Consider the following 13,187-nt stretch of genomic DNA (forward strand, 5'->3'; position numbering starts at 1 on the left):
AAACGACAGATCGTGACGAACCTAGGCGCAGGGGTTCGCGTGCCTTAGCCTCGCGTCACGGTTGAGCCTCAAATAACGCTTGGCGGCCAGCCTCCTATCGCCGCTTCCCCTTGCGCATTGGGATCACTTTGGCGCTCTCATTTGCGACCAGGCGGAACAAGGTCTCAAGCGCCTCTCGCTTCTCCTCTAGGTACTCGTGCCGGTCATAGTGACGGGCCTGCACACCGCCCAGCCCGTGGGATTGAAGCTGAGCGCGAACCTCTCTCGACACCCCCTCGGCCGCCAAGCGCGTCTCCACCGTGCGGCGAAGGTCGCCCAGGGTGAAGTAGCCGCCCGGCAGCTCGCCGGCTTCTTCCATAGCCCTCGCGACAGCAGCGCATCGCTTGTTCATTGTCGGATAGGTAACGCCATGCTCGCCGGCAGTGACGGTGAAGATAAAAGGTCCTAGGCGGTCCGGCGCCATTGCCTGCATGGCTTCCTCTGCGGCAGAAACCAAGGGAACGACGTGCGCCCGTGCATCCTTCCGGCGGCCTTTGGAGTCGCGGATAGTGATTGTCTTCTGGTCGTAGTCGTAGTCCGACTGCGTGACGCGCGCGAGTTGGTCCAGGCGTTGCCCGCCCGTCAGTAGGTGGAACCTCAACGCCGCGCCCTCGTGGTCCGGTAAGGACTTGATGCGCCGCCAGTAAGCGCGAAGCTCGGCCAAGCTCAGCGCCCGTTCGCGGGCTGCGGAGGCGCCCTCGATGGTCGCTAGGTCCCGCGCCGGATTCGTGGTGATCTTCAACGCTCTAAGCTCGGGGCTGGCCTTGGCGGACTGCCGTGCCTTGATGCCCGCGTTGTAGGCAGCTTGCAGATAAGAGCGGATCTTGGCTGCTTCCCGCAGCTTGTCGGCGTCGGCCAGGCGGGAGACCACGGCCAACAAGTCGTCCAGGGATATATCGTCAGCGGGGGTAGCGGCCAGGGCCTCCCAGGGCTCCTTGATGTTTCGCCTAATGGATGCCTCGACCTCCCGCGCGCTGGCCTTCCCGTTACGCCTAAGCTCGCCGACATAGGCGTCCAAGAGCGCGCCTAGCGTTGCCTCTTGGCGGCCCTTTGCGGCCTCCTCTGCACGCGCTGCGGCTTCCCGTCGGCGCTGCGCTTCCCGGGCCTCAGCGTCCAGGGCGGCGCTTAGATCGCGGTCCCCCGCACGGTAGCGGGTAGACAGCTCGTTCGCCTTATCCCGTGCGTCCTTCAGGGACAGCGGACCGCCGCTCCCCGACCACTCGCCCAAGGGAACCGGCACACGCTGACCTGAGGGATCGGTATAGCGGAAGTAGAACAGGACTCCGCCGCCGCCGAGCTTTCGGGCGACTAGCGTTCCTCCACCTCGGGCGCCTCCATCAGAGAGCCATTGCCCAGGCTGTGCCGTCTGCAAGGTGCGGTGAGTTAGCTTAACCATCGGTTCTTAGTCCCCGTTCGGTTGCCGTATCATACATGATCGGTTGCCGCTCGGTTGCCGTTCGTAGCCAGCTTACCCTAGACTCGCCTAGACGCCGTCAGACGCCTTAATTACCATTTTTCAACTACTTACGAAATAAACCAGACTTGACTAGATCGCCATAGACGCTGAGAACCTTGATTGAAAATCCCCGTGTCGGCGGTTCGATTCCGTCCCCGGCCACCATGTTTTTCAGTTTGTTGCAGAAGCCGCACTCGTTGCGGCTTTTGTTTGCGCGCCAGAAACGTGTCGGTGGGGCAGCTTGCGTGGCCCGGTCGTTGTTGCTGCAGCGATCAGGGGCGGACGAACAGGAACGGGATCGCCCTATTTCCAGTAACCATTCGCCGCGCCGATGCTGGCGAATTCCGCCGCAACCACCTAGCCAATCGGGATGGGCGCCATGGCATCGTTGGCGTAAATGTCTCGCAGTTTGACGCGAACAGCCTCATCCGGCCGGGTTGACTTGACGAGCAGTCGCGCCATCGTCAGCGCGAGCTGGCGGTGCGCTTCGGGGCTGGCGATGAGCAGGGTATGGCCGGGCAGCTGGGTGCCGTCTATCAGCGGACTCCTTCGGGATATGGGGAGGGCCCGGCGGACGCAAGACTTGCGTCACTGGCGCGCAGCGTATTGCCGGATCTTGGCGAGGACAGCTCAAACGTGCCGGATTGCATGCGGGCATGGCCGCTGCGGGTCACTCCGCGACAACTTTTGCGGCATCCGGCAACCTTTGGCTCGCGCACATTGGGGTCATGCGGCCAGGCTGCAGGTACTGCCGCCAGACCCGCTTTGCGGGCGCCGCAACACGCCCTTATCACGATCCGCAGCGTCCAAATTGTGACCGCAGCCACGAAATGCCGCCCTTGGCATGAATGCTGCTTTATCGTCTGTCGAGCCACTTCGAAAACTTTCTACGGAAACATCCATGGACGACGTCAGCAAATCTTTCAGCATCGACAGCACGCCGCAACTGTTGGCCGACCGCTTGCGTCGACGTTACGTGCGCTGTCGGGAGTCACTGGCCACGTTCATCCCACAGGCACCGGCAGCGCTCATGGAGACACGTACTCCGGTGCTGTTGAGCGTGGTTCCGGGAGGCAAGGCTGCCGCCCCTGTGCAGGTGATCTCCAACGCCTCGGCAGATCGCTTCTCCACGCTGTTCTCGCAGGCCTACAGTGCCGCCCGCCAGACCCAGAGTGACGCGCTCTCCAGCACGCTTGATCGTGTCAGGCAGCGCCTCTCGGCCTGAGTGATCGAGGCGCGCAGAGCCATCGACCGGTAATCCGCTTACTTTCACAACTTCAACGAATCCTCAGGTATAGGCTGACCCAAGCCGTCATCTCAATAACGCCGCGAGCCCATGACTTCCCCGAAATACGATTTCCGCCAGTTCCAGGAAGAACTCGCCAAGCTTGAACAGAAGATGGAGAAGCAGCAGGTCGCCAAGCCGCTTGGCAAGAAAGCGCTTGCCGCGCAGCGGATGGCGATGGCTCGCGATGAATTTCTCGCCCTGCGCAAACGTCATGGATTGAGCGTGGCCGACGTGGTGGCCTTCTTTCCCGAAGAGGAAGGCATCGCCTACCTGCAGGAACTGATTGCCGCCGCACAAGCAAAACCGCGGCGCACGCGCAAAGTCTGAATTCACCGGACCGCTCAAGCGCGCGGCTGTCCTCGTGGTCATGTCGAAGGCTGCCGCACTGGGCGAGCCAATAGACCGGCAGCGAAATGCTGACTAGTATCGGAGCAATCTTCCCTGCGACAGGTGATTGCCCGTGAAGCGACTGCTCCTCTGTACCCTGATCATGGCGACGTTTTCAGCCGCCCAGGCCACTGACGTACCGACCTTCAGCACCGAGCGACTGTCGGCGTCGGTAAAAACACTTGCCTCGGATGCGTTCGAAGGCCGCGGCCCCGCCACACGCGCCGAAACAAAGACCATCGACTACGTGGTGGCGCAAATGAAGGCCGCCGGACTACAGCCGGGCGGCGACCTCAAGGACGGCCAGCGTGCCTGGACCCAAGCCGTCCCGCTGCTGCGCAGCCAGATCATCGGCACGCCTTCACTGAAGCTCACGCTGGGCGACCAGCAGGAAACCCTGACCCAGGGTGATCAGATCGCGCTACGCGCACCGATGGACGGCTCCACCGCCGTCGCCATCGCGAATGCCCCGCTGGTATTCGTGGGCTATGGCGTGAAGGCACCGGAGCGCCAGTGGGACGACTTCAAGGGTGTCGACCTGCACGGCAAGATCGCCGTGGTGTTCGTCAACGATCCTGACTTCGAGACCGGCCAGGGCGACTTTGGCGGCAAGGCGATGACCTATTACGGCCGCTGGACCTACAAGTACGAAGAGGCTGCGCGGCAAGGCGCACTCGGCCTGCTGGTGATCCACGAAACCGCCCCGGCCTCGTATGGCTGGGCCACGGTGAAGAACTCCAACACCAATGCGATGTTCGACATCGTGCGCAAAAACCCTTCCGCCGCGCATCCGCAACTGGAAGGCTGGATTCAGCGTGATCTGGCCGTGCAGATGTTCAAGCACGCGGGGCTGGATTTCGACACATTGAAGAAGCAGGCGCAGACGCGTGATTTCAAGCCGGTCGTGCTGACCGGCGAAAGCCTCTCGGCCAACTTCAAGGTCGACTCCAAGGTCATCACCTCGCACAACATCGTCGGCCGTATCGAAGGCAGCAAGCGCCCGAACGAGACGGTGATCTACAGCGCGCACTGGGACCACCTTGGCATCGGCGCACCCGATGCCAAGGGCGATCGCATCTACAACGGCGCCGTCGACAACGCCACCGGCACCGCAGCACTGATCGAGATGGGTCGCGCCTTCGCGCACGGACCCAAGCCCGAACGCAGCGTGGTGTTCCTCAACGTCACGGCCGAAGAAAAAGGCTTGCTGGGCTCGGAGTACTACGCTGCCAATCCGCTGTATCCGCTGGCGACCACGGTAGGCGTACTCAACACCGACGCACTCGATCCGCACGGCCCCGCGCGCAACTTCACCATCTCCGGCAGCGCGAAGCTGGGCTTGCTGGATGACCTGATTGCCGAGGCCAAAAAATACGGCATGAGCTACACCGCCGACCCCAGTCCCGAGGCAGGCTACTTCTTCCGCTCCGATCACTTCTCGTTCGCCAAGCGCGGCGTGCCGGCGGTGTCGTTTGGTTCCGGCAACGACTGGGTCGATGGCGGTGTCAAAGCCGGCAAAGCTGCGGAGGACGATTACACCGCGAAGCGCTATCACCAGCCTGGCGATGAATGGCAGGCGAACTGGTCGTTCACCGGCATGGCCCGCGACCTGCAATTGCTTTACGCCGTAGGCAACGAGTTGGCCAATTCCGACCAGTGGCCGAACTGGAGCAAGGACTCCGAGTTCCGCGGCGCACGCGATGCCAGCGCGGCAGCACGAAAATAAGTCCGAAACGCGGTCACGCCTCTCCACCGCTTGCGGGTGGAGAGGCGGCGATGTGTTGAAGCCGGCTCACCGGCGCGCCTGCAGCGTTGCCAGCTTCTACTTCCTGCCGGCGAACCACACCCCGTAACCGGGCAAGTGCAGCTGGATGCCCTCCAGACTGCCCTGCTGCAAACCGTGGCCCTCCAGCGGCTGCAGGCTGACCAGCTCATCAGGCAGCGAAAGCGTGAGCGCCGCCTCGGACAGGTTGAACGCCACCAGCACGAGCTGATCACCCAGACGGCGAGTGAACGCCAGGATCGGCTCGGCAGTATCGAGAAAAGCGATATCGCCCCAGCGCAATGCCGGTTGCCCATGACGCCAGTGCATGAAGTTGCGGAAGCCATGGAGCACCGAATGGGGATCGGCTTCCTGCCGGCTCACGGCCAGCGCGTGGTGCTCCGACGGCACTGGCAACCACGGCGTGCCGTGACTGAATCCGGCGTGCACATCGGCATCGTTCCATGGCATCGGCGTGCGACAGCCATCGCGCCCCTTGAACTGCGGCCAGAAGGCAATGCCGTAGGGGTCCTGCAACGCCTCGAACGGCAACTCGGCCTCGGTCAGGCCAAGCTCCTCGCCCTGATAAACGCATACCGAGCCGCGCAACGAACAAACCATCGCGGTCAACAGATTCGCCAGCTTGCCCGATGAGCGACCTTTGCCCCAGCGCGTCAGCACGCGTTCGACATCGTGGTTGGAAATCGCCCAGCACGGCCAGCCTTCGGTCATCTGCGCTTCCAGCGTCTGCACCGTGCCGCGGATGTGTGCGGCGCTGAAATCGTCGGTGAGCAGCTCGAAGCTGTAACCCATGTGCAGGCGGCCCGCACGGGTGTACTCGGCCATCGTCGCCAGCGAATCTTCCGAGGAAATTTCGCCCAGTGCCGCCACATCCGTATAGCCGTCCATCAGCGCACGCAGCTCACCCAGAAAGGCGAGGTTTTCCGGCTGGGTATTGTTGAAATAGTGGTACTGGAATGCGTAGGGGTTATCCGGACTGAAGCCTCGACCAACGCGCTTGTCCTTTGGCTTCGGCGGGTTATCGCGCAGCGCGCGATCGTGAAAGCAGAAGTTGATGGCGTCCAGCCGAAAGCCATCGACGCCCTTGTCGAGCCAGAAACGCACGCTGTCGAGAATGGCCGCGCGCACATCGGCATGATGGAAATTCAGATCGGGCTGCGAGGTCAGGAAGTTGTGCAGGTAATACTGGCCGCGGCGCGGCTCCCATTGCCACGCCGAACCACCAAACAGCGACAGCCAGTTGTTCGGCGCACTGCCATCGTCTTTTGCGTCAGCCCAGACATACCAGTCAGCCTTTGCATTGTCGCGACTCTCGCGGCTTTCACGGAACCAGGCATGCTCGTTCGAGGTGTGACTGAGCACCTGATCGATCATCACTTTCAGATTCAGCGCATGCGCCTTCGCCAGCAGTACATCGAAATCTTCCAGCGATCCAAACAGCGGGTCGACATCGCGATAGTCAGCAATGTCATAACCGAAATCAGCCATCGGCGACTTGAAGAACGGCGCCACCCAGATCGCATCCACGCCAAGGCTGGCCACGTAATCGAGCCGCGCGATGATGCCCGGCAAATCGCCTACCCCGTCACCATTGGTGTCGAGGAAACTGCGCGGGTAGATCTGGTAGGTGACGGCTCCGCGCCACCAGGGTGCATCAGTCATTTAGCCTGTCCCCGCAACGTAAAACGGGGGCACTCGGCCACCCGTCGTTGAACATGAGTCAGCTTAACTTCGAGCCCATGACAACCGGTGCGTATGTGCATACGTATTCATTTGTGCTGCGGTTGCGACATGTCACGTGCATCACAGCACCGGTTGCAGATCGCAGGTTCTTGGCACACCTTAGGCAGCGCGGGCGTTACCCCACCAATACCCGTCACCCGCACCGCCAATGCTGCGCCGCAATAACCACCGGTTGGTGCCCAAGATGAATACGTATGCAGGAATTGCTTCACTGCAGAACGGCCGACCTACTATGAGCCCACGCTGCCGAAAGCCTCGACAGCGCACCTGCCGACGGTCGTCGCCGACGGAAGCGCGGGGGATTCACATAACCGAAGATCGACGGCGGCAAAATTTGCGGGAGGGGATTACATGGTTCTGAAACATAACTTGCTGGCGTTGGCGATTGCATCGGTCTGCTTTGGCGTGAGTGCCACGGCTTATGCGGCAAGCGCTCCCCAGACTGATCAGCCGCAGAGCAGTCAAGAGCAGTCGACTACGGCAACGACTGACAAGGACGCCAAGGCTGACGGCAAGCACAAGGCGCAGAAGCTGCAGGCCGTCGAAGTCAACGGCTTCGTCAGCAGCATCGAGAATTCCACCGCGCTCAAGCGCAACGCCAGCAGCATCGTCGAGGCCGTCTCGGCCGAGCAGGTCGGCAAATTGCCGGGCGTGAGTATTGCCGACACGCTGGGCCGCGTTCCGGGTCTTGCCGTGCAGACCGTCAACGGCCGTCCGCAGGTGCTCACGATCCACGGTCTCGGTCCGGACTTCTCGACCGCCCTGGTCAATGGCGGCCAGCAGGTCAGCACCTCCAACAACCGCGACGTGCAGTTCGATCAATACCCCTCCAGCTGGTTCGACAACGTCGTGGTGCATCTGAGCCCGTCGGCCAACCTGATCGGTCAGGGCCTGACCGGCACGGTCGACATGCACACCATTCGCCCGCTGGAAAAGAACGGCCCCGAGGCCGCCGTGAATGCCCATCGCATCTGGAACGACATGTCCCAGCTGGCCGATGGCCCCGGCGTGAGCAACAAGGGCTACAACCTCAACGGCGTGTGGGTGAACCAGTTCGCTGACCACACCATCGGCGTCACCTTGGGCGTGGACATGGAATCCAATCCGGCCCAGATCGAACATCAGGCGCCATGGGGTTATCCAGGCGACGTCAACGGCAATGCCGTGGTCGGCGGCTCGAAGAACTACGGCATCTCCGACACGATGAAGCGCAACGGCCTGCTGGCCACCGTGCAATGGCAGCCGAACGACCACTACACCGGTACGTTTGATGCCACCTACGACAACTTCAAGGAACGGGCGCAGGCCAAGGGCATGGAGTTCCCGTTGTTCTACAGCTCTGCCCAGTTGCAGCCGGGTGGCAACGTCGAAAACGGCTTCATCCAGAGCGGCACCTACACCAACGTCAAGCCGGTCATCCGCAACGACTACAACAGCACCAGCGCCCGGGTCAGCAATTTCAACTGGGACAACAAGTTCACCATCAACGAAAACTGGACGGCGGATTTCGACGCGAACTACTCGCGCGCCACCCGCCATGACATCAACCTCGAAAGCTATTCGGGCACTGGCTTCGGCGGCACCGGCGCCACCGATACCGTCGGCTTCACCGAGCTCAGCAACGGCCTGCTGCATCTGAACCCGACGCTGGACTACAGCAATGGCGTGGTGTTGACCGACCCGCAGGGCTGGGGCGGTGGCAACGACGTGGTACAAGCCGGCTTCATCAACGCGCCGCGCACGGTCGACTCCCTGACCAACCTGCACTTGAGCGTGGAGCGCAGCTTCTCCAGCGGCCCGTTCTCCAGCATGGAGTTTGGTATTGCACACAGCACGCGCACCAAGACCTACCACATCGACCAGTCCTTCCTGACTTTGGGTGGCGGCACGCTGAGCGGCGGCAACGCGGTCAAGACCGCACCATTCACCGGCAGCAGCTGCAATCCGCTGGCGTGGATGGGCATCAGTTCGCAGCTTTGCTACAACCCACTCGCGCTGATTTCCGATGGCACCTTGCAGCAGGTTCCGACGTTCGGCTCGTCACTTTCGCTGCCGCCGGACTGGAAGGTGCGCGAGAACGTGCTCACGCCGTACGTGCAATTCAACATTGACACTTACCTCGGCAACGTCAACTTGCGCGGCAATTTCGGTGTGCAGGCGTCACGTACCCAGCAAAGCGGCGTCGGCGAGCGCGTGGCACCGGGCAGCTCGGTCACCGGCGGGCAGACCCAGCTGATTCCGGTCAGCGCCAACACCACTTTCACCCGCTATCTGCCGAGTGCCAACCTGATCTTCGGTCTCACCGACAATGACGATCTGCGCCTCAGTGCCGCTCGCACCATGGCCCGCCCGCGCATGGATCAGATGAATGCCAGCCTCGGGGTAAACAGCAACATTACCCGCCTGCAGTCCACTGACCCGAACCAGGCCTACTTCAGCGCTTCGGGCGGCAACCCGAAGCTGAAGCCGACCATGTCCGACAACTACAACGTCAGCTACGAGCACTACTTCTCCGGCGGCTCCGGCTATCAGTGCGGCGCCAACGATTCGAAGAACTCCGACCTGTGCCACAGTGGTGGCGGCTACTTCGCGCTGTCGGGCTATTTCCTGAAGCTGAGTGACTACATCAACCCGAACGCAGCCTATCTGTACGACTTCAGCTCGTTCCTGCCGTTCGGTCTGACCCCGGCGCAGCAAGCCCAGCTCGGCACCACCCAGGGTATCGTCTCCGGCCCCACCAACAACGGCCACGGCTACGTGAGGGGCGCCCAGGCCACCCTGAATCTGCCGATGAACCTGCTCACCCCGGCACTCGACGGCCTCGGCATGATCCTCACCGGCAACCGCACCGAGAGCTCGCTGGTGTTCGCCGGCAACAGCTCGCCGATCACCGTGCCTGGCCTGTCGAAGTGGGTCGCCAACGCCACGGTGTATTACCAGCACAGTGGCTTCGAGGCACGCATCAGCGACAGCTACCGCGCGAGCTTCCTGGGCGATGTGTCAGGCATCAGTGCCTCCCGCGTCGAGCAGACCATCCAGGGTGGCAGCACCTACGATGCCCAGCTCAGCTATGGTTTCACCAGCGGCAGCTTGAAGGGTCTTACCTTGATCGTGCAGGGCTCCAACCTGTCCAACAAGATCTTTACCACTTTCCAGAACAACGATCCCCGTCAGGTACAGACGTGGGAACGGTATGGTCGCCGCTACGATATCGGCGTCTCGTACAAGTTCCAGTAAGTCGTAACGACGTACCTCCCCATGAGGCCCCGCTGAGTAAGTTCCAGCGGGGCTTTTTTTTCGTGAGTCGCGGCTCGGCAACAACAGCAGGGCAACGACGACAGTGTGAGCAGGAGCCACGACATGAACGACACCGCCATCCGCCATATCGTGATCGTCGGCGGCGGCACGGCCGGCTGGATGACGGCGGCCCTGCTCGCCAAGGCACTCGGCACACAAGTAAAAATCCAGCTGATCGAGTCCGACGAAATCGGCATTGTCGGCGTGGGCGAAGCGACCATTCCGCAGATTCGCCACATCAACGCCTTCCTCGGTCTCGATGAAGACGACATGCTCCGGGCCACCCACGGCACCTTCAAACTCGGCGTGCAACTGAACGACTTCGGCCGCCTCGGTGACTCCTATCTGCACGCATTCAGCGACATTGGCCTGCCGCTGGGCCTGATCGGCTTCCATCACTACTGGTTGCGCGCCGTGCAGGGACATGGAAGTACCGCGGCAGCAGGCGCGACCGAGCGACCGCTCCACTCCGTCGGCGATCTTTGGTCGTACTCGCTCAACACCCAGGCCGCCAACGCCCACCGTTTCGCGCGCATGGACAAGGTCGGCAGCAGTGCACTGGGCGGCGTCAAATATGCCTACCACTTCGACGCCGGGCTGTATGGTCAATACCTGCGCAAGCACTGCGACCCTGCCGTGGTGAAGCGCACCGAAGGCAAGGTGGTCGACGTACAACGGCGTGAAAACGATGGCTTCATCGAATCGGTGCGATTGGCAAGCGACGAAATAGTTGCCGGCGATCTTTTCATCGACTGTTCGGGTTTTCGCGGCTTGCTGATCGAGGGGGCACTGAACACAGGCTACGAAAGCTGGCAGCACTGGCTTCCCTGTGACCGCGCACTGGCCGTTGCCAGCGCGCGCACCGAACCACTATGGCCGTACACCCGTGCCACCGCGCGCACCGCGGGCTGGCAGTGGCGCGTGCCGCTGCAGCATCGCACCGGCAATGGCCATGTGTATTCCAGCCAGTTCCTCAGCGACGACGAGGCCAGCGCGATGCTGCTGGCCAACCTCGACGGCGAAGCCCTGGGTGATCCGCGTCCGCTGCGCTTCACCACCGGCATGCGACGCAAGACATGGCAGCGCAACTGCATTGCGATTGGCCTGGCCGCCGGCTTCATGGAACCGCTGGAGTCCACCAGCATCCACCTGATCCAGTCCGGCATCAGTCGCCTGCTGGCGATGTTTCCTGATCGTCAGTGCGATCCGGTGTTGATGGAGGAATACAACCGACAGACCCGTTTCGAATATGAAAGCATCCGCGACTTTTTGATTCTTCACTACAAGGCGACCGAACGCGACGACACGCCGTTCTGGCGGCAGTGCGCAAACATGGACATCCCGCCGAGGCTGGCGCGCAAGATCGCGCTGTTCCGTGGCAACGGCCATCTCCAGCGCGAGGCCGACGAACTGTTCACCGAAGTGGCCTGGTTGCAGGTGATGATCGGCCAGCACATCCAGCCAACAAGTCATCACCCGCTTGCCAATGCGATCAGCGACACGCAACTCGACGGCTTCCTCGGTGACCTGCGCACCCTGATCGGGCGCGCCACCAACAGCATGCCCGACCATGCGCGCTTTGTTGCGGATCACTGCAAGACGAGAGACTGAGAAATCCTCGTGCCGACTCGACGCCCAGGTTTCATCGCACTCGCCTTCGGCATCTTGCTGGTCATGGCTGGCCAGCTGCAGGCCACGCCACCGACTGCGCTTAGTGCCACCACAACGAGCACATCCTCCGACGTCTGGTACGAAATCTTCGTGCGCAGTTGGTACGACAGCGATGGCGACGGCGTCGGTGATCTCAACGGCGTCACGGCGAAACTCGATTACCTGCAGTCGCTTGGTGTCAGCGGCATCTGGCTGATGCCGATCAATCCGTCGCCCAGTTACCACGGCTACGACATCACCGACTATGACGCGATCAACCCGCAGTACGGCAGCATGGCCGACTTCGCGCGCCTGCTGAGCGAAGCGCACAAGCGCGGCATCAAGGTGATCATCGACCTGGTGATCAACCACACCAGCGACCAGCACCCGTGGTTCAAGGCGGCCCGTGATCCGGCCAGTCCTTATCATCGCTGGTACCACTGGGCCGGTCCGCACACCGACCTGCGCGCCGAGGATGCTGCCGGCTCGCAGGCATGGCATGCACTCGGCGCAGCCCATTACCTGGGTGACTTCTCGTCGAACATGCCGGATCTCGACTACGACACGCCGGCGGTGCGTCAGCAGATGGTCAAGCTTGGCCAGTACTGGTTGCGCAAGGGCGTTGACGGTTTCCGCCTGGATGCCGCCCAGCACATCTATTACGACTTCAAGGCCGACGCCAACAATCCACTGACCCTGCAGAAGAATCTCGACTGGTGGTCCGAATTCCGCCGTGGCATGAACGCGGTCAATCCCGCGGCCTACATCGTCGGCGAAGTGACCCGCGATTCCGCTGCCGAACTGGCGCCGTATTTCAAGCCGCTCAGCGCCGTGTTCGACTTCCCGCTGGCTGCACGTTTGGTCGACAGCGCACGCGCTGAGCGTGCCGGCGATCTTGCCAGCATGCTTGCGCGCACCGACGCCGCTTACCGCAAAGTCACTGACAAATCTGCGGTTGATGCACCGTTCCTGTCCAACCACGATCAGCAGCGGGTGATGAGCCAACTCGGCGGCAACGCGCCGCACATGCGCATGGCCGCCGCGATGCTGCTCACCCTCCCCGGCCACCCCTTCATTTACTACGGCGAGGAACTGGGCATGCGCGGCAGCAAGCCCGACCCGAACCTGCGCGAGCCGATGCGCTGGCATGGAGACCCGCATGACCCAGGCCAGACGCGCTGGAAAACGTTCAGCGCCGGCGACAGCCCTGGGGTATCAGTGGATGCCGAACAAGCGGACGACGAGTCACTGCTGAATTACTACCGCACGCTGATCGGCTGGCGCCGCGATATCGGCGCACTGCGTGACGGCGCCCTTCGCACGTGGCCGCTGGCGAATCCGCATATCGCCGCATGGCAACTCGATGATGCCGGCGGTCCTGTGCTGGTGTTGCACAACTTGTCCAGCCAAGCGCAAGACATCCCGCTGGGAAACAGTCCATTCCACCATGTGCTGCGACACAGCCGATCAGACACCACCATTCAGCACGAACAGCTTTCGCTGCCACCGTATTCCAGCGCCATCCTGAATTGACGCGATGATGC

Annotated in this window: 9 protein-coding genes; 6 read left to right on the forward strand and 3 right to left on the reverse strand. The window is 62.1% G+C overall.

Annotation, left to right across the window (positions count from 1 at the left end):
- Positions 1-94: 94 nt before the first annotated feature.
- Together PY254_RS15665 and PY254_RS15670 are read right to left on the reverse strand one after the other, a co-directional pair.
- Positions 95-1,057 carry a tyrosine-type recombinase/integrase gene (locus tag PY254_RS15665; RefSeq protein WP_281012978.1) on the reverse strand — a complete coding sequence of 321 codons (963 nt, stop codon included), beginning with the start codon at positions 1,055-1,057 and terminating at the stop codon, positions 95-97.
- A 795-nt stretch (positions 1,058-1,852) separates the two neighbouring features.
- A complete protein-coding gene (locus PY254_RS15670) occupies positions 1,853-2,053 on the reverse strand; it encodes a hexameric tyrosine-coordinated heme protein (protein WP_345781840.1) in 201 nt (66 codons plus the stop codon).
- Between the two features lie 343 nt (positions 2,054-2,396).
- Between PY254_RS15670 and PY254_RS15675 the strand changes: the two genes are divergently transcribed.
- The 3 genes from PY254_RS15675 (at position 2,397) to PY254_RS15685 (ending at position 4,896) form a co-directional block, all read left to right on the forward strand.
- Positions 2,397-2,720 carry a hypothetical protein gene (locus tag PY254_RS15675; protein ID WP_281012979.1) on the forward strand — a complete coding sequence of 108 codons (324 nt, stop codon included), beginning with the start codon at positions 2,397-2,399 and terminating at the stop codon, positions 2,718-2,720.
- Between the two features lie 111 nt (positions 2,721-2,831).
- On the forward strand, positions 2,832-3,110 hold the full coding sequence (locus tag PY254_RS15680; RefSeq protein ID WP_281012980.1) for a 2-hydroxyacyl-CoA dehydratase: 279 nt from the start codon (positions 2,832-2,834) through the stop codon (positions 3,108-3,110).
- Between the two features lie 133 nt (positions 3,111-3,243).
- Positions 3,244-4,896, forward strand: coding sequence for a M28 family metallopeptidase (locus tag PY254_RS15685; protein ID WP_281012981.1), 1,653 nt, complete (start codon positions 3,244-3,246; stop codon positions 4,894-4,896).
- Between the two features lie 96 nt (positions 4,897-4,992).
- On the opposite strand, the gene PY254_RS15690 is transcribed toward PY254_RS15685, so the two are convergent.
- Positions 4,993-6,615, reverse strand: coding sequence for an alpha-glucosidase family protein (locus PY254_RS15690; RefSeq protein WP_281012982.1), 1,623 nt, complete (start codon positions 6,613-6,615; stop codon positions 4,993-4,995).
- A gap of 432 nt (positions 6,616-7,047) precedes the next feature.
- Between PY254_RS15690 and PY254_RS15695 the strand changes: the two genes are divergently transcribed.
- The 3 genes from PY254_RS15695 (at position 7,048) to PY254_RS15705 (ending at position 13,176) form a co-directional block, all read left to right on the forward strand.
- The gene (locus PY254_RS15695; protein WP_281012983.1) at positions 7,048-9,933 is read left to right on the forward strand and encodes a TonB-dependent receptor; all 2,886 of its coding nucleotides are present in this window, start codon (positions 7,048-7,050) and stop codon (positions 9,931-9,933) included.
- A gap of 123 nt (positions 9,934-10,056) precedes the next feature.
- On the forward strand, positions 10,057-11,604 hold the full coding sequence (locus tag PY254_RS15700) for a tryptophan halogenase family protein (protein ID WP_281012984.1): 1,548 nt from the start codon (positions 10,057-10,059) through the stop codon (positions 11,602-11,604).
- A gap of 9 nt (positions 11,605-11,613) precedes the next feature.
- Entirely contained in the window at positions 11,614-13,176 is a 1,563-nt protein-coding gene (locus tag PY254_RS15705) for an alpha-amylase family glycosyl hydrolase (protein WP_345781816.1), read from the forward strand.
- The last annotated feature ends 11 nt before the right edge of the window (positions 13,177-13,187 follow it).

Source organism: Rhodanobacter sp. AS-Z3, from assembly GCF_029224025.1.
Taxonomy (GTDB): domain Bacteria; phylum Pseudomonadota; class Gammaproteobacteria; order Xanthomonadales; family Rhodanobacteraceae; genus Rhodanobacter.